Annotated in this window: 14 protein-coding genes; 6 read left to right on the top strand and 8 right to left on the bottom strand. The window is 62.6% G+C overall.

Translation table 11 applies throughout. The features are described from left to right. Positions 1–10: 10 nt before the first annotated feature. Positions 11–1,213 carry an efflux RND transporter periplasmic adaptor subunit gene (locus tag LG391_RS09245; RefSeq protein ID WP_225767720.1) on the bottom strand — a complete coding sequence of 401 codons (1,203 nt, stop codon included), beginning with the start codon at positions 1,211–1,213 and terminating at the stop codon, positions 11–13. Between the two features lie 185 nt (positions 1,214–1,398). Next, the gene (locus tag LG391_RS09240; protein WP_225767719.1) at positions 1,399–1,914 is read right to left on the bottom strand and encodes an SH3 domain-containing protein; all 516 of its coding nucleotides are present in this window, start codon (positions 1,912–1,914) and stop codon (positions 1,399–1,401) included. Positions 1,915–2,504: 590 nt separating this feature from the next. On the opposite strand from LG391_RS09240, the gene LG391_RS09235 reads away from it, so the two are divergent. Continuing rightward, a complete protein-coding gene (locus LG391_RS09235; protein ID WP_225767718.1) occupies positions 2,505–2,876 on the top strand; it encodes a hypothetical protein in 372 nt (123 codons plus the stop codon). Between the two features lie 59 nt (positions 2,877–2,935). Here LG391_RS09235 and LG391_RS09230 read toward each other — a convergent pair whose 3' ends face one another. Next, on the bottom strand, positions 2,936–3,841 hold the full coding sequence (locus tag LG391_RS09230; protein WP_225767717.1) for a LysR family transcriptional regulator: 906 nt from the start codon (positions 3,839–3,841) through the stop codon (positions 2,936–2,938). A gap of 115 nt (positions 3,842–3,956) precedes the next feature. Here LG391_RS09230 and LG391_RS09225 point away from each other — a divergent pair, with 115 nt between their 5' ends. The 3 genes from LG391_RS09225 (at position 3,957) to LG391_RS09215 (ending at position 6,465) form a co-directional block, all read left to right on the top strand. Further along, entirely contained in the window at positions 3,957–4,412 is a 456-nt protein-coding gene (locus LG391_RS09225; protein WP_225767716.1) for an ester cyclase, read from the top strand. 8 nt (positions 4,413–4,420) lie between these two features. Further along, positions 4,421–5,344, top strand: coding sequence for an NADP-dependent oxidoreductase (locus tag LG391_RS09220; RefSeq protein WP_225767715.1), 924 nt, complete (start codon positions 4,421–4,423; stop codon positions 5,342–5,344). Positions 5,345–5,466: 122 nt separating this feature from the next. Continuing rightward, positions 5,467–6,465, top strand: coding sequence for an MBL fold metallo-hydrolase (locus tag LG391_RS09215; RefSeq protein WP_225767714.1), 999 nt, complete (start codon positions 5,467–5,469; stop codon positions 6,463–6,465). Between the two features lie 507 nt (positions 6,466–6,972). On the opposite strand, the gene LG391_RS09210 is transcribed toward LG391_RS09215, so the two are convergent. The 5 genes from LG391_RS09210 to wrbA all read right to left on the bottom strand — a co-directional run bounded on the left by LG391_RS09210 (position 6,973) and on the right by wrbA (position 13,784). Further along, the gene (locus LG391_RS09210; protein WP_225767713.1) at positions 6,973–8,367 is read right to left on the bottom strand and encodes an IS1182 family transposase; all 1,395 of its coding nucleotides are present in this window, start codon (positions 8,365–8,367) and stop codon (positions 6,973–6,975) included. Between the two features lie 344 nt (positions 8,368–8,711). Beyond that, the gene (locus LG391_RS09205; RefSeq protein ID WP_225767712.1) at positions 8,712–10,016 is read right to left on the bottom strand and encodes a cupin domain-containing protein; all 1,305 of its coding nucleotides are present in this window, start codon (positions 10,014–10,016) and stop codon (positions 8,712–8,714) included. An 18-nt stretch (positions 10,017–10,034) separates the two neighbouring features. Beyond that, positions 10,035–11,081: a class I SAM-dependent methyltransferase gene (locus LG391_RS09200; RefSeq protein WP_225767711.1), complete on the bottom strand. Its 1,047-nt coding sequence runs from the start codon at positions 11,079–11,081 to the stop codon at positions 10,035–10,037. Positions 11,082–11,164: 83 nt separating this feature from the next. Further along, positions 11,165–13,072 (bottom strand): hypothetical protein, encoded by a 1,908-nt coding sequence (locus LG391_RS09195; RefSeq protein ID WP_225767710.1) that lies wholly within the window; start codon positions 13,070–13,072, stop codon positions 11,165–11,167. A gap of 76 nt (positions 13,073–13,148) precedes the next feature. After that, positions 13,149–13,784 carry an NAD(P)H:quinone oxidoreductase gene (gene wrbA, locus LG391_RS09190; RefSeq protein WP_225767709.1) on the bottom strand — a complete coding sequence of 212 codons (636 nt, stop codon included), beginning with the start codon at positions 13,782–13,784 and terminating at the stop codon, positions 13,149–13,151. A gap of 365 nt (positions 13,785–14,149) precedes the next feature. Here wrbA and LG391_RS09185 point away from each other — a divergent pair, with 365 nt between their 5' ends. Together LG391_RS09185 and LG391_RS09180 are read left to right on the top strand one after the other, a co-directional pair. After that, positions 14,150–15,202 carry a class I SAM-dependent methyltransferase gene (locus tag LG391_RS09185; RefSeq protein WP_225767708.1) on the top strand — a complete coding sequence of 351 codons (1,053 nt, stop codon included), beginning with the start codon at positions 14,150–14,152 and terminating at the stop codon, positions 15,200–15,202. 16 nt (positions 15,203–15,218) lie between these two features. Next, positions 15,219–17,192, top strand: a complete 1,974-nt coding sequence (locus LG391_RS09180; protein ID WP_225767707.1) for an SUMF1/EgtB/PvdO family nonheme iron enzyme — start codon at positions 15,219–15,221, stop codon at positions 17,190–17,192. The last annotated feature ends 27 nt before the right edge of the window (positions 17,193–17,219 follow it).

Raw genomic sequence — 17,219 nt, 5'->3', positions numbered from 1 at the left:
GTCCGATCCATCAGTGCTCGGCGGCCGCCGAGACCGCAATGGGTGGAGCGTCCTGCGGCGCGACCTTGCTGCCGGGCACGGCCCGCTGGATGCCGCCGGTCACGATCCGATCCTCGGCGCTCAGTCCCGAGGTGACGATTTGAAAGCCATCTTCGCCGCCTGATATCTCGATGTGACGCTGCTGGACCACGTTGTCCTTGTCGACGACGAGCACGTAGGATCCTTGCTGGTCCGTGCCGACCGCGGCATCCGGCACGCGAAGGGCCCCTTTGATCACATCGACGGGAATGCGGATGCGGACGAAGAGGCCCGGCAACAGTCGTGCATCCTTGTTGTCGAGGATCGCCCGCGCCGCAAGCGTGCCAGTTGCCGCGTCGACCAGCGGCGCCACATAGTCGAGCGTTCCTCGATGGGGATACCCGCTTTCGATCTGTGTACCGATCTCCACTGGGATGCGGCCAAGGTCGACGAGCTTCTCCTGCCGCTCGCGCAGCTGGCGACGGATCCGCAACAGGTCGATCTCGCTGACGGTGAAGACGACATGGATCGGGTCGAGTTGGACGATCGTTGCAAGAGTGGTCGGGCTCCCAGATCCCACCAGCGTTCCAATGTCGGCCAGATGATCCGTCACCGCGCCGTCGAACGGCGCCGTGATCCGCGTGTATCCGAGATTGATCGCGGCGATCTGCCGGTTCGCCTCCGCCGCCTCCAACTGCGCGCGCGCCGTATCACGGTCCGCACGCGCCGTATCGACATTGGCTACTGCTGCCGCCTGACGCGCGACGAGTCGATCCTGCCGGTCGAACTGCGCTTCCGCGTTGGCCAGGGCCGCCTTCGCCTGTGTGATGGATGCCTCGGCCTGCGCCAGTTGCGCCTTGTACTGATCGGGCTCGATGACAAAGAGCAGATCGCCCTTCCTAACCCTGGCCCCGTCCCTGTAGTTGATTGAGGTCAGGAAGCCGGGGACACGCGCGACGAGAGCCACACTGTCGACGGCAGCGGTCGTGCCGGTGAGATGCAGGTAACGCGTCACATCCCGAACCTCAGGATGTGCGACGCTCACCTCGGGCGGCGGCGGGGGCGCGTAGGTGTTGCCCTTGTCGTCGCAGCCGCTCAAAACCAGCGTCGTCCCGAGCAGTAATGTGGCGATATGTCTGCGGACATTCTGCCCGGATGCTTGCACGCGTCCACTGAACCGTGGCGGAATTGACATGCAGATCTGCCTCTGTTTGGAAGAGACGGCAGCCGACGACCTGAATCGAACAACTCTCGGCCCGCTGTGCAGTCGCCTCAGTGGAAGGCGTCTTGCCTGCGAACTGTCCGCTCATGACGCTTCCGCAGGACCGCCCCGGGAAGCCACACCGCCGGATCGGGACGCTTGGCGACGCACCGGACATCTCAATCCCGCTCGATCACGCCATGATGGGTGGTGGTGCCGAGCGGACCGCGTCGGACCGTGCCGTAGCGGCAAGCCTCCGATCCACATACGACGCCGCCTGCCCGCTGCGTCGTCGTGCGGTGGTAGTCGCCCCATCGACCGTACCACGGCCGCCCGACATAGTGGGCCTGCCAGTATGCGTGGTCGAAATTGACGATCGTCAGACTGATGCGGGGGCCGGCCGCCGGGGTGACGATCACTGGGCTGCCCTGATAGGTGACCTGAATATAGCCGGCAGCCAGCCAGCCTCGGTTAGCGCCCCACGAGACGTCGCACCAGGAATAGTCGGAGAGGCATCCGTAGGTGGTCATCGGTACGCCGGCCGGCACCGTGGTGATCATGGGATAAGCGGTTCCCGGCCCGGCTCGCATGTTGACGTTGGCGACGGCGACAGCCTGACTGGCGGCATGAGCGGTCGCGACGGCGAGGACGGTCAGGACCGCTCCCGAGACCGCGGCAAGAATTCTCTTCGGCAACAGTACCTCCTTGTTAGGAAACCACACCCGCAGGAAGCCCGGACCGCCACAAGTCCGATCGGATGGCGGGCCACATCCCTCACGCGCTGATACGCGCCACGATGCGAAAGTGTTCGGCGCGATCCCATGCTGCGCGAACGAACACTCCGGCCGTGTGGCCCGTATCAGTTTCCGATCCGGTCACGACAATGGTGAGGCTTGGCGGAGAGGTTATGGTCGCGGTTCAATCACTCGTCCCATTCAAGTTCCGTCTCGCTGGCGCTGGTCGCGACCGGATTCGAGGTCGGGTGGCACTTGGCCATGCGCCGGCAGGCCTCCCCTGGCGGGAGAAGCTGATCTCGGCCGGTATCCTGCCGCTTCGAGTCTCGGCAGGATGCTGCTGACCGTCGTGGTCATACTCGAACCACAGCCGGCTGACGGGCAGCGGATGACGGTGCGGCTCATCGCTCTGCTTTCTGACTTCGTTGAATAGGCGCTGCGTCGAATTCTCCATGCCGACGTGGCGCCTCCCCCGGGGGCGTTCCCCCCACGCGCCCCCGGGGGCCCGTGCCAGGGTTTCACGTCATCCAGCATACCGATCGCAGTTCGGCGTGGTGGAGTGTCACGGTCTCGAACCGCGAACCCACCCGGCGCAAAGCCCTGGTGTCGGCGATCCGCCCGGCCGCGCCCTGGCCGATCCGCCTGCCGACGATCTCGCGGAGATCACCGCGGGCGATGTCGACGCGATCCTCGCCTGCATCGCCGCCCCGTCGGGCCGGGGCGGATCCATCCCACAAAGCGACCCGACCGGCATCGCCGCCATGGCGGGCGCCGCAGTCGGCGCCTTCGCGGCAGCCGGCATCGTCGGCAGCGTCCCGGTCGTCCACTTCGAGCAGACGACGGGCATGATCTCGCCGCGCGGACTGTGGTTCCAGGAACTCCTCGGACTGCCCGCCGGGCTGATCCTCGACGGCGGCATCTAGCCTCAAGAAGGCTCGCCACGCAGTTGCCGTAAGGCCCTTCCCCAGCAGTGCCGGTCCGATCACTCGGGACGGCGCTCCGGCTCGGATGGAAACAGCGCGGCAATGCAGTCACGGAACCATCGCTGCCCCGGATGTGCGTCATTGCGGCGATGCCAGGATAACGAGAACTGGACCGCATCGAGGTCGAGCGGCGGCTGCAGCACGCAGAGCCGGTCGGCCTGGCCAGAAGCTGTCACCACCCCTGTCATCAAGGTGGCGATCATGTTGGACGACGCGATCAGCAGCGGCGCCGCATACATATACGGAAGCGTCACAGACAGCCGTCGCTTCAGGCCCTGCTTGGCGAGCGCGGCGTCGACCACGCCGGACCTCTCATTCTCGGGGGATACCAACAGATGCGACAGGGAGAGGAACGTCTCCATGTTCAGCGGTCTGTCGGCCGCCGGATGATCCTTGCGCACGATGCTCACGAAGCGCTCCTCGAAGAGCGGGCGCGTTAGAATCCGGCCGACCGGGCTCGAAGGCACACCGATGGTCATGTCGGCTTCGCCCGCGTCAAGCATGGCGATGGCGTCGTCGCGATTGGTGAAGTTGCGGATGTTCAGCGTGAGGCCCGGGGCTTCTCCCCTGAGCGCGACCAACAATTGCGGCAGCAGCACGAATGTCGGATGGTCGGATAGCCCGAGCTTGAACGACGCCGTGGAAGTCGCCGGAGTGAACTCCTGGGTGAATTCGAGCGTGCGCTGAATCTCGGCAAGCGCGTGCGCCAGCGGCTCGGCGAGATCGAGAGCCCTTGGCGTCGGCTCCAAGCCGTTCGGGCCGCGCACGAATAGCTCATCACGCAACAGCGCGCGCAGGCGCGACAGCGCGGCGCTCATGGCCGGCTGTGTGCGGCCGATCCGTATTCCCGCCCGCGTCACACTACGCTCCGCCATCAGCGCGTCGAAGGCGACCAGCAGGTTCAAATCTATGCCGTATAAATCCATCACATGGATGGTTGCGTATACCGCATATCGATTTCAAGCATGTAAGCCCGATTGGCTAGTTTTGGGGCATCCGCCTTCCGCATAGGACGCCCGCATGATTGACACAGCCACCCCGCCGAAGGTGTTCGGCCTGACGCCAGTGGAGCGCCGCGCGGTCGAGACGCTCTACCGCGCCTTCAACGAGGCCGATCCCGATCTTCTCGACACGGCCGTCACCGAAGACTGGCAAGACACTCCGCTGGCACCCCATCAGAAGCCGGGACGGGATGGAATGAAGCCGCTGATCGGCGAGTTCGTGGCGGCCTTTCCGGACGTGAGGATCACGCTTTTCGAGATCATCGGCGCCCCCGGCCGTGCGGCTGTGCGCGGCCGCATCTCCGGTACCCACACCGGCGAATGGTTCGGCATCGCGCCGACCGGCAAGCCGTTCGAGATGCCGATGCACGAATTCCACCACATCGCCGATGGCAAGCTGACCCACACCTGGCATCTCGAAGACTGGTTCGGGTGGCTCTTCCAGGTCGGCGCGTGGCCGGCCGGCGCGCGGTAGGCCGCCCGATGAAAGCTGCCCGCATCACCGGCTACAATGCCGTTCCAATGCTGGAAGACATCGCCGTGCCAACACCCGGCGCCGGCGAGGTCTTGGTCCGCGTCACGGCCGCCAGCATCAACCCGCTCGATGTGAAGCTGCAGCGGGGCTACATGCACCAATTCTTTCCACTGGTCTTCCCCTACACGCTCGGCACCGATCTCGCCGGTGAGATCGAGCAGGTCGGCCCACAGGTCGAGGAGTGGAGGCCGGGCGACAAGATCGTCGCGCGCACCGATCCGACCGCGGGCGGCGCGTTCGGCGAATATGCCGTGGTGCCTGCGGCCTATCTGGCGAAGCCACCGTCCACCATCTTGCTCGACGAGGCAGCTGGCATTCCGACAGCGGCCGGGACGGCTTGGCAGGGCCTGTTCGAAACGGCCAGCTTGACGCGCGGCCAGACCGTGCTGATCCACGCCGGCGCCGGCGGTGTCGGCAGTTTCGCAATCCAGTTCGCTCGCAACGCTGGCGCCCGCGTCATCGCCACTGCATCGGGGGACGGTCTCGATATTGTCCGTCGGCTCGGTGCCGAGAAGGGCGTCGACTACCGCTCCAGGGACTTCGCCCAGCAGGTGTCGGACGTCGACGTCGTGCTCGACACGATCGGCGGGGAGACCCAGCAGCGATCCTATGGCGTGCTACGCGCTGGCGGCGTGCTGCTCGCAACCTCTGCGCCGCCTGATGAAGCGCTTGCCAAGGCACACAATGTCACCGCCTCGTTCGTCTTCCACTCCTCAGAAGCCGGGCGGCTACAGCGGGTGACCGAGGCGATGGACAAGCATGGAATGAAGGTCTTGCTCGATCGCAAGACGACACTGCGCAGCTTCGACCAAGCCTTTGAGCATCAGGCATCAGGTCGCGCCCGCGGCAAGATCATCGTCGCTCTCCGATAGTGCTCCTGACAGGCAGCCGGCGCCCGCGCCGGCTGCCGGCTCAATCGCGATATTGCCTGTGAGCAGCCTTGGCTCGGTGACGTTGCCTGCCGTCTGAACCGCCAGCCGCGAGGAAAGGTCCCATGGAAATCGAGGACATCACCAGCGCCGACAGACGGAAGCTGCTGAAACTGCCAATCTTGGCCGGACTGGTCGGGGCGCTGCCCATTGAGGCCGCAGCACAGGAACAGAAAGCGGATCCCCTCTTGACCGCACGGCCTATGCCGACCGTCGATGCCCGCTTCCCAGCCGAGATGGCGCCGGGAGTTTTCATCCTGCCGGACAAGCGGATCCCGCTGGTGCCCAATATCGGCATCGTTGTCGGCACGCAGGCCGCGCTGGTCGTGGACTGTGGTCTGGGCATCGACAGCGCCGAGAACGTCCTTCGGCTGACGCGCGAGCTCGCGCCAGGCCGGCGGATCATTCTCACCGTCACACACGCCCATCCCGAACATGGCTTCGGCGCTCAGGTGTTCCGAAACGATGCCCACATCTACTACAACGCGGCTCAGCGCGACTACCTCATGCGCTCGGGCAATGGCATGCTCGATGGGTTCAGCGCGAGCGTCCTTCCACCCGCGCACAGGCATCTGCTCGACGGCATAGAACTGACGCCGCCGCACGAAACCTATGACGGGTCTGAGGCTGCGTTCGATCTCGGTGGCCGAGAGGTCCGGCTGCGGACATGGGGGACCGCGCATTCTCCAGGCGACCAGATCGTGTTCTTGCCACAGGAGCGCATCCTCTTCGCCGGCGACCTCCTCGAGGAACGCATGTTTCCGATCGTGCCGTTCTTTCCGCCCATGATCGGCGCCGACGACATCGACGTCGCGAAGTGGGAGGTTGCCCTGAACGGCATATTGCGGCTGCAGCCTCGCCTCATCGTGCCCGGACACGGCAACCTCGGCGGCACGGAGATTCCAGAAGCCGTGCTCGGCTACTTCAAGGCGGTCAGCAACATCCTCGCCCAGACCGGTCAGCAGAACAGGGATCTCCGGCCGCTCATCCGCGCGCGGTATCCGACATGGGAGAATCCCGAGTTCATCCCGCCGGCGCTGGCGTATTTCCGCCTGCGTGCCTGAGAAGATCGGCCGGCACGCTCACGTCAAAGAGCGACGCTGCAGCTCGCTCGGAGATCAGCGGAGAGATGGCCTCCACAGCCTTCTGAGCTTCACCGACGGCGGCAAACAGTACAATCACATCGCATACGCTCGCATTCGGCATGGCGGAAACCACGCCGCTGTTCGGCATCGCCTGTAGAGATCTCAAGTGGCTGCAAATCTTCTGACGCTGGCGACGATTGGCTTTGCTCACTTGCTTGCGGTCGTTGAGCCCCGGCCCAAGCTTTCTCATCGCGGCAGGAACTACCGTTGGGCAACCACGAAGGCACCAGCCGACCTGGCCCGACCTTCCGGCGGCGAAGGTGTGGTAGGGCGTGCGACGTGCGCTACTCCGGTACTGGCCTCCGCGCTCGGACCAGGCTTAGCCTTACCTCTGAAAGCTCGGCAGAAAGCGGAAAGCCCCGCCTTTATGGGAGGCTGTGTGGAAACGGTTGGAGGCCCTGGTTTCACCGGGGCCTCCTTTTTGTTTCAGAGGGCCGCTGGCTTGGCGATGTGGATGGCGCGGAGGATGTTGTAGGCGAGGACGGATAGGGCCATCTCGGTCCGGGTTCCGTCGAGGCCCCGGGTGAGGAACCGCCCGCCGGCCATCATCCTCTTGATGGTTCCGAAGGGATGCTCGACGGCGCAGCGCCGGGCCCGCATCATCTCGGGCGTGGCGCGAGCGGCCATGCGGTTGAGGGCGTCGTCGTCGAGATGGCGCTTGACCAGGCGTCGCTCGGCGGCGGTGCAGCGCGCCTTCAGCGTACAGCCGGAACAGTCCGGCGAGATATAGGTGACGTTGCGCTTCTTGCGGTGAAGCTGCTTGCGGACGAGCGTGCGCCCCGCCGGGCAGACGAGCGTGTCAGTCTCGGGCTTGTAGATGAAGGCGGTGCGGTCGAACAGCATGCCGTCGCCCTGGTTGTTGACCGACCGTTGGGACGGCACACAGGCGACGATCCCGTCCCGCTCGCAGGCGCTGGCATGCTCACCGTTGTCGAAGCCCTTGTCGGCCACCACTGTCATCGCATCGAGGCCGAGGTTCTGCTTCGTGGCGCTGGCCATCGGGTACAACTGGCGCCGATCGGTCGGTTCGTCAGTCACGTCGTGATGAACGATCAGGCCGGTGTCGGTATCGACGGCGGTCTGCACGTTATAGGACGGCGGCTTGGGACCATGGCCCAGCCCCATCGGGCGGGCGTCCTCCTCGCCGTCCACGAGGGTCGCGCGACCTTCGTCGTCGAGCCTCGCCGCCAGCCGATCCAGTTCGCTGCGACGGGTGCGAAGGGCGGCAAGCGCGGTCTCGACAGCTTCCGGCGCATCGCCGGGCTCGGCTGCATCCGCCTTGTCCAGTCCAGCGAGATAGACAGCGATCTGAGCGTCGAGACAGGCGGCTTCCTTCGCGATCTCCCCGCGGCCGACGACCTTTCTCGCACTGGCCGCCGCACGGAACTTCGAGCCGTCCAGCGCGACCAGACGCGCCGAGAACAACCCCGCGTCCCGGCACAGCAGCACGAACGCCCGGCAGGCACCGACGATCGCCGCTCCGTTGTCGCGCCGGAAATCGGCGATCGTCTTGAAGTCAGGTGCAAGCCGACGCATCAGCCACATCGCCTCGACGTCGCGACAGCAGGCCCGCTCCAGCCGCCGCGACGAACGCACCTCGTTGAAATAGCCCCAGACATAGAGCCTCAGGAGATCACGCGGATCGTAGCCGGGCCGCCCCGTCGCCGCAGGCACCGACCGGCCGAACCCCAGAACCGACAGGTCCAATCCATCAGCGAACGCGTCGATCACCCGAACCGCCGCATCGGCCGCAACATAATCCTCCAGCCGAGCCGGCAGAAACGACGCCTGCGCCCGATCCTCCCCGACGATGTATCCCATGAATATGGCCGCCCCGTTCCCGAGGCGGCCATTCTAAACAATCGGCCCGGCTTTCCACACAGCCTGTTTATGGGGCGGGGCTTTGTGTCAGACCTCGATGTGGATCGAGTTATAACAAAGGTGGTTGCGGGGACAGGATACCACCGATACCCCTACAGGCTGGCTATCGCCGTCTGAGCCTACGGCCAAGAAAGCCTCGCAGTCGTCCAGCCGACCTACAGCTCGCGCTCAGCAAGCCAGCTCGACCAAGCGGACTCGGGCCTTTCAACTCGGGCCATCGGGGGCTCCTGTCTGGTGATGGGGCGGCTCTCAACCACCATCGTCCCAGGCAAGAGACTCCGCCTTCACCGTCTCCCAAATCCCCCACCAGCGGGTTCGTTCCATCCCCCGTCCAATTCCACGTTCAACGAATTTGCTCTGGCGTCTCCACTGGAGCCCTCGACTAGCGACGCTGTCGGCTCCAACGACGTACCAGATCGGATCAGATGCGCAATACCATCGTCGAGTAGAATCCTAATGCCTTCTCGGGCGAGTTCGAGCGATGGAGCTTCGACGGCAGCGCTCAGCAAATTCCGAACAGAATGGACCTTACCGTCCCACAGGAGCCTGAGGACTGGGATCATCCAGTATGGGTATCTGCGCCGAGCGCCGGCGCGCTGCACATCCACACCGTTCGGGTGCTCATCGATCACATCAGGGAGGGCTGGACCGCTCAATCGGATCTTCGAATTGTCTGGCAGAGAGGCTCGATCGGTCCGCGCGAGGTCTGGCATTGATAGGTATGTCCGCTGCGGAATCCGTGCCACTTGGTCGCGCAGAAACTGATCGAGACCAGCAAGGGTAACCCGGGCAAGCACGGTGCTGGCGAGCGCCTCTACATGCGCCCTCCGCATCTCAACAGACTGGAATCGTGGCAGATCCTGGCGAAACAGCGGTTCATCGCGGACTTGCCGGATCAGCCAATCCATGAAGTGCGCGCCTGTCCTGTTAATGCCGCCGATCGTCAGGTGAAGCGAGGGCTCGTTAACGGCGCGGACGTCGTGCCATGTCCCGCGGGGCATGTATAGGACATCGCCGCTCTCAAGGAGGCCATCCCATGCAACCTCTTCAGGACAGCGGTCGCCGTGCGAAGAGTTGGGGCCGAACAGGGTCCAGTGTTTGCGGCCCGCGACCTGCACAATGAAGACGTCATGTCCGTCCCAGTGCGCACCGAAGCTTGCAGAGGATCCAAATGACGCGAAGAGGTTCGCCTGGAAGTGACATTTCAGGTTTCGGGTGAGATCCTCGCACAGAGCGCGGACCGGGGGATGCATCTCGTCCATCCCATTGACAGCAATGGTGGCACCCTCCCGCAGCTGCCGCTGGAGTTCGGCAGGATCGAGCCACGGCATGCGCTCGCCACGTCGCTCGTGGAGGTGGTCGGGAGTCGTCCGGGGATCGGACACCACACCGTCCTTAACCAGTCTGAATCGCGGCGGCTCGAGCAGATGCGTCTCGAGGATAGAATTCAGAGCATCCCATGACACGAGATTCCGGAAGCGATCACGCAGACCGGACATGGGAACGAATCTCGTTCCATAGATTGTGCTTCGAAACGCCTCAGGATCGTGAGGTCGTATGATTTCGTCGTAGGTGAGGGGCGTCATCATCCACCTGATCGTCAAGCTTCACGCCGCGCAGGAAGCCCGCGCCGGCTTCCGCGCAATGATGACAGTCTTGTCCGATCCGATGCGCCGGCTCTCGATGCCTTCCAAATCGGCCTCTGCAAGCATTTCATGAACCTCCTCATCGCTTTCCAGGTACCCACCGTGCGAGTTGAGATAAACTTTCAGCGCAAACATTGAGGTGCTTGCAGTATCGTCGGCGTCCCGAAGACGCCGGAACTTGGAAATGGCGAGTATGCCGCCAGGCCGCAAGGCCTTGATGCAATTGGCAATGATCCGGCGTTTTCCTTCAGCGTCGAACGAATGCATCATGTCACTCGTCATGATGCCGTCGAACTCGTCGCGTGAGGACAGCAAGAGCGCGTCCCCGGAGCGCAAATGGAGACGAGCCCGATGTGGATTCTTGGCCTGGAGCCGATCGCACACCTCAATAGCCTTTGGAAGGTCGAGCAGGGTGACCTCAGCGGAAGGGAGCCGGTCCAGCAATAGGACAGCGTGTTCCCCGTGACCGCCGCCGAGGTCCAGCACGTTGGCAGCGCGTGGAAGATGCGCCACCACAAGGTCGATAAACCCCGCCATATCCGGCGCGTTCACCGATCTGACCATCTTGAGGTAACCGTCCATGTGGTCGCTCGCGAACAGAATGGACTCGTAACTCTCATGCGGTCGCTCGGCATTGCCTCGAAGAATGTCGGCCATCCCGAGCCAAGCGGGATTCTGCGCTTTGTGCTGCAGCAGTTGGTCGACCACGGAATGCTCCCCAGCGCCGAGGAGCTCCTGAATCGACGGCTCAGCGTAGAATCGCCCTTCGATCTTTTTAAGCAACCCGACTCCGACCAGTCCGTTCAGCAGTAAGGTTGCGGGGAGGAGATCGAGGCCGATTTCCGCTGCAAGCTGCTCCGCTTTAGCGCCGTCTTCCGATAGACGAGAAAAGACTTGAAGCTCCAGCGCGGCGTATAGCAAGTGCGACTGCCGATAGATGGTGGCCATCTTCGTTAGCGCACGCCACGCCTCGTCGCGCGCGCGAGGCTGATCGCCGACGGTCATCATGCTGATCTTGCTCCATCACAGGATTTTGGGTCAGGACCCGGCGCCGAAGCGCCGGGTCCATTGGACTCAGAGGTCGCCGTTGATCATTGTGACCTCCCTTGCTGCGCCACGGGTCCACTGGTGGCAAGGGGGCCATGACAGACGATACGATCATCGTGGACCCGAAAATGATCGGGATATCCATCACGGCCGAACACAATGAAGTCTCCGGGATAGCGCGCGAGGTCTGTGCCGTTATTTAGGAACAAGACGCCTTTCGAGTAGTCGATCCCGTTTCCGGTCTTATCCAGGACCGAGCCCGTTTTTGGATCGCAAAGGAAAACTTGTCTTGTATAGCTGACGACGGCAAGAAAATTCTTGTTCTCGTCCCAGTCAAAATCCTCAACGGTGTTGCCGAGCCTGACCACGAAAGGCGAGTGAGCGTCGTCCGAGAGCTTATACCGCCAAATATTGCCGCCACTTCCGAAGAAGAGCGTGTCGTCGTCAAACCAGCGCATCCGCTTGTTGAACCGCATTCCTTGCGCAAATTCACGGCGGGTCCCGTCGTCCAGGTTCAGGAGCTCGGCAGAGAGGATACGTTGCCCGACGGCGAGGAGATTGCGGGTGGGGTGCAAGGCAAGGCACCAAATCGGTCGATCGGCTTGAAGCAGCGTTTCGCTCTGGCCATCACTGATCGACACGGACCGAACGGTGCCATCTTCACACGCAACGAACAGGCGTTCAGACCCATGGTCGAAGGTCAGATCGCGCACTGCTTCCCCAATATTGCACAAGAGAGCAGGTCCATTGCCGCGGTCGAGAAGGACTTCGCCGCTGGTAAGCCCCAAAGCGATCATTCCGGTCGACGCATCTCTGAACGCTCGCTTGACGTAGCCCGTTGGTTCGGCGTCAAACGGCACGGACTCTGCGGAAAAGAGAGTACGACGGCGAGACCGGTCGACAGCGGTAGCCCGATAGCGGTTGACCTGTCGGCCCTCGCCGTAAATCAGAATCGAGTCTTGATTGATCACCCCTGTCCAAAGACAGTCGGGCGTCTCCTTGATCCGCGCCAGCACCCGTTTCTGATCGACATCGATCTTATAGAGGGCGCCGTCGCGACAGTTCACGATCATGGTGCTTGGAGAGCGCTCAAGCGTCTTGATCCACCGGAGCTTGAAAGGAGCGTTCCAGATCACGGCTAGGCTCTCACATGTGGTCTTGTCGATCTCCTGAACCCGCCGATCGAAGCTGCTGATGAACGCCCGTCCGGAGGTTCGATTAAGGGTGACGTGTTCCAGATGGTCGCGGGCAATCAATGGCCCCAGCACTGCCGGCTCGCGGTCTTCGACATCAAACCGGATCACTTGCTGTCCGTCACTAGCGACGAGGTATTGGCCGGGCGCGCCCACCGGCTCGAACCAATGGATCACCTGGCGGTTGTTGTGACTGCCGAAATCCCAGCGCTTGAGCACCGCGCCCTCCTCGACGAGCGCGACCTCCCCTCTCACCGAAGCTGCGAGCATTCGATCGCTGTTCGGCAGATATCGCACCGTTATGAGGTCGTCCTCGGCGAATGGTCTCGTGCAGCGGACCACTCGCCAGCCTGTGTCGTCAAAGTCGATCTCGAACAGGCCCGCATTGCCGCTGTGGCCAGCAATGCGGCGGCCATTCTCGTGAAAGGCCAGTGCCTGTGATGTCGATGGGAATGGTAAGATCAACTCCTTGTCGCTGTCCGGGACGGTGTCGCGCACATTGATCGAGTGCAGCAGTTCGACGGCGCCTTCTGTGGAAAATCGCCAGACTGTGACCAGCCTGTCGTTACCGAGCGTCGCGAAATATGGGAGCGATGCGTGCCGAGCAACCGCCTCGATCGATCCGAAATGCGCCTGCTTCCGCTCGATCACTTCGAATTTGTCAATCGCGATAACCTGAAGCTCTCCGAGCTTCGTACCGGCGAACACGAATTGTTCGGTAGGATCGACGCAGAATGCGTTGATATTATTGGCGCCCATGTCGGCCTACTCCTATTCCACTTCATGACTGACAAAATGAATAGAACTCGAGTGCTCGGAGAACCGCGGATTCTGGTTACTCCGCCGCCATGTCCTGACCCAGAGCTGCCCGGCCCCGCACCATGGCGGCCGTTGTCGCCGCAGTGTGTAGCCCCTGGAATCTTGCGATCTCGACTTCGGTCACCGACGGCGCTCGGGCGCCATCCGGCCCGCAGACAGTGCTCGCGCCGTAGGGCGTGCCACCGCTGAGCTCGGTCATCGTTCCGAGGCCGCGAGCCAAGTAGGGCACTCCCACGACCGTCATCCCATGATGAAGAAAACTCGTGTGCAGCGCGCGCAGCGTGACTTCCTGACCGCCGTGCTGGGATGCCGAGGACGTGAACGCGCCGCCCACCTTTCCGACGAGCGCCCGCTGCTTCCACAGCGTGTTGGTTCGAGCAAGGAACTCCATCATTGGCGGCGAGATGTTGCCGAAGCAGGTTGGCGCACCCAACACGATCGCGTCGTAGGCTTTCAGCGAGTCGACATCCTTATCCGGATCGAAGATCTGGACCTCTGGGCCGCCGAGACCGGTCGCCTCCGGATCAGGCAGCCGCCGCAATTCGACACTCACCGACGGGAACTCGCCCGCCCCCGAGGCTATCGCCGCTCCAATTCGGGCGACGTGGCCTCGTCTGCTGTGAAAGAGGACAAGTATGGAAACTTGAGGCACGTCGGATCCCCTTATTGCCTGCCCATATGCCCTATTAAGCGGCTTCAGGATTGATCGAGTGCCGCTCAACAGAGCGGTGTCTCCGGTAAGCCGGCGTAGGATCGAAATCCGTCTACGCCGATCAAGATCAGACGCAGTCGGCTCGTATTGAAACCGAAAACGCTGAATACCCGTAATTCAAAAATATTGAGAAGACGAATCGTCCGACGCGCCCTTCAATGAGGAATCAATTCGCGCATTTGTCTGGCAAAATAAGACATCAAGCCCATAATATACTATGCACTTCGGCCGAAGCAAGGCCGAACGAGCTTGCGTGGCAATACAAAGCTAATTGTTGTTAGTGCAGCACAAGGAGGAACACCGAGGTGAATCTCGTGACGCCCCGTCCCGGTTCCGATGCGAGCCCAACAAATCAGCAGTGCAGAGACGAAATCCTTGGCGAAGCATGGCGCGAGCTAATCGGCCATATCACGGGATTCAGACGCACGGCGCTCCTCTTAGCCGCCACTGAACTCGGCCTCCTCCAATTGCTGACCGAACGATCGGCGAGTGCAGCGGCCGTTTCTGAATCGGTCGGTGTCTCCATCAGGGCCGCGGACATTTTTCTCAAAGCGCTCACCGCTATTGGCCTCCTAAGCTTGGAAGATGGCCAGTACCGCTTGAAGGCGAGCTTCCGAGCACTCTTCGAACCCGGGCCACAATCCGTAGTTCCGAATATTATGCTGTACAAGACGGAAGTAGAGGTTTGGTTCCGGATGTCGGGAATCATGCGTGGGACCGATTCATCGCCTATTCACTATAGTCGCGAGCTGTTTGATAGCAGACTACGCCTTTATTCTGGCATAGAAATGCTGAATCGCTTACACGCCGAACGGGTCCTGCAGGAGATCGAGCCGCAGGTCACTAGCGCAACTCGTATTCTCGACATGGGGGGCGGGGAAGGTTACTACGCAGGCCGGATCTTGGCGCTGAACCAGAATGCGAACGTCACGATCCTCGATCTCGAAGGCGGCTTTGAGGCCTGTCGAGAGCGCCACGAGCATCTCATCGAAGCTGGGCGCTTGGTCCTGGAGGTCGGGGACGCCAGGACGTACTCCACGGTGCGCGGCTATGATCTCGTTATGATGCACGAACTCCTCGAGATGTTCGACGCAGAGGAGAAGGGACAGATTGTTGCATCGGCGATGGCCGCCCTGCGGCCAGGCGGATGGCTCGTCATCACCAAATTCCGGCTTTCCGATGATGGTCTCGATCCCGCCAGCTCCGCGCTCTTCTCGATGAGGATGTGGATGAAGTTCCGGGAGGCCTACTTGGAGTCGGACTCCGAGACCGAGGACCTCGTCAAACAGCATCCTATCTCGGATCTTCGGCGCATCAATTCGAGCAAGACAATCATTGTGGCCCAGAAGGCCGGGTGAAGAGCGGGTCGCCGACATGACCGATGCAGCCCTCGGCGTGATGCCGCCGGATCTGGCGTTCTGCCTCGAGAGCGGAACGCTGCACCCGTTGTTCCAATACGAGGGCGAGCGAAACGCTGACGCCTATTATGCCAGGCGCTATGGACCGACGACCCCTGGCATCGCCGAGGGGGAATGGCTGAGCGTCAGAGACTACGGCACCTTTCTTGGAAAGTCGTCGGACAACCTCGACAGCCTGACTCTCGTCGTCCTCGGCTGTGGCAATCTCGCCCGGGAGAGCGCAATCGTCCCGCAGCTCGATTCGCCCGACAGGGTCCACCTCATCGGCGTCGAACTGTCGGACGCTATGATCGCAAGGGCACGAGCCGCGGCGTTCGCGTCCGGGCTATCTGCCGACATCATCAAGGCTGACATGTTCGCCGCGTCCACCTACGCGCGACTACGAGACTTCGGCCGAGCGCCGTTCCTGTTCAGCCTGCTCGGAGGAACACTCAACAACTTCGAGCCGCAGGTTGCTCTGTCCACTCTCGCCGCCAGGCTCGAGCCGGACGATCTGCTCTGGATCGATTTTCCGATCCGTCAGCCGGGCCCGGACGATAGCATGATCCAGCATATGCAAGGGCGGTTGGACGACACCGCTTTCGTCGACGAGCTGACGGCGCCGTTGAGAAAGGCAGCCATCGGTTTGGATGCCGGGCGGCTCGAAGTCACGACGCGGGCTCCGGCCTGCGGCGAGGGCGTTCGCTACCTCTATACGTTCCGATTTAATCGCGACTCCACCACCGAACTGCAGAGTCGGAGAGTCGAATTCAAGGTGGGCCAAGTGCTGGAGATCTTCGGATTCACCAGGCTCACAAGTCGAGAGCTGGAGGGCATGTTCGACGCTTGCGGCCTCCAATGCGTCGACCGCCAGATTGTACCTCGGCAGGGGCAATACCTGCTCCGCCGTCGGTCGATCGACGGAACCGAGGTGTCGCAGCTCAGAGGCGCCCGACACGCGCATTGGCCGGATCTCGGCCCGCGGCTCACGGCCGACATGTCAGACCGGTCGATGATGGGTTATCCCGATACCTACTTTCAGAGCGGACGGTGGAAGCGGTCCGGTGACGCGTTCAGGAGGCTGTCGCAACGAACCGCCGCGGACCTAGTCGCGATCGTGCAGTCCCCTTCCGTGTTCCTCGAGGAGCGTATCGCTGCAGGTCAGATCCTCGCCATCATCGGTGATCCACGGATTCAGGTCGATGATCCTGAGATGGTCGACATCCCAGGAGGTGAGGTCGCAATCGGCCTGGAGCAGTCGGAGGTCGACTATGTCCTCGAGCGATACGGCGGATTGGGCATCGAGAGGGCCTGGATCCTGAAGGAAGTCCCCCGTCATCTGGTGCGGCAGCGCCCTTACCGCATCGGGCGCTACCCTGTCACGAATGGAGAGTATCGCGCCTTCCTGGAAGACACGGGTCATCCTTCCCTGCCGACGAGTTGGTCCTTTGGCCGTTTTCCGGTCGAGCAAACCAATCACCCTGTGCATACGATCGATGCTTCGGACGCGGAGGCTTACACCAAATGGCTCTCGGCAAGGACCGCACGACGGTTCCGGTTGCCGACGGAAGCCGAGTGGGAGTTCGCCGCGGCAGGTCCCTCCGGCCTCGAATTTCCCTGGGGCAATCGGTTCGAGCCCGATCACGCAAACACTGCTGAGGCCGGTCTCCTCTCGACCACCCCGATCGGTGTCTTCCCTGACGGAGCGTCGCCGTTCGGTGTTCTGGACATGGCGGGAAACGTGGAGGAGTACGTCGCCGCTGACTACCGGGCTTATCCTGGAGGCCTCGCGATAGAAGACGATTTGACGCGAGTCGCCGGCCGTCACCGCGTGGCGCGGGGTGGGAGTTTCACCAGGTTTCGTGATCTGGCGCGGACCCGAAGGCGCCATGGACGGTTCCCACGCGCCATTTACGTGATGGGTTTCAGGCTCGCGGAGGACACGCGGTGACTCTGAGCCAACGGGCCCGCTCCGACA

This window comes from Inquilinus sp. Marseille-Q2685 (assembly GCF_916619195.1).
Lineage (GTDB): Bacteria > Pseudomonadota > Alphaproteobacteria > DSM-16000 > Inquilinaceae > Inquilinus.
Note: the sequence above shows the minus strand (reverse complement) of the source record. Positions and strands in the feature narration are given on the sequence as shown.

Excerpts from the sequence above, each read along its gene's own strand:
- LG391_RS09215 (WP_225767714.1), top strand. The coding sequence starts at position 5,467 with ATGGAAATCGAGGACATCACCAGCGCCGACAGACGGAAGCTGCTGAAA.
- LG391_RS09225 (WP_225767716.1), top strand. The coding sequence starts at position 3,957 with ATGATTGACACAGCCACCCCGCCGAAGGTGTTCGGCCTGACGCCAGTG.
- LG391_RS09200 (WP_225767711.1), bottom strand. The coding sequence starts at position 11,081 with ATGATGACCGTCGGCGATCAGCCTCGCGCGCGCGACGAGGCGTGGCGT.
- LG391_RS09205 (WP_225767712.1), bottom strand. The coding sequence starts at position 10,016 with ATGATGACGCCCCTCACCTACGACGAAATCATACGACCTCACGATCCT.
- LG391_RS09210 (WP_225767713.1), bottom strand. The coding sequence starts at position 8,367 with ATGGGATACATCGTCGGGGAGGATCGGGCGCAGGCGTCGTTTCTGCCG.
- LG391_RS09180 (WP_225767707.1), top strand. The coding sequence starts at position 15,219 with ATGACCGATGCAGCCCTCGGCGTGATGCCGCCGGATCTGGCGTTCTGC.
- LG391_RS09220 (WP_225767715.1), top strand. The coding sequence starts at position 4,421 with ATGAAAGCTGCCCGCATCACCGGCTACAATGCCGTTCCAATGCTGGAA.
- LG391_RS09195 (WP_225767710.1), bottom strand. The coding sequence starts at position 13,072 with ATGGGCGCCAATAATATCAACGCATTCTGCGTCGATCCTACCGAACAA.
- LG391_RS09245 (WP_225767720.1), bottom strand. The coding sequence starts at position 1,213 with ATGTCAATTCCGCCACGGTTCAGTGGACGCGTGCAAGCATCCGGGCAG.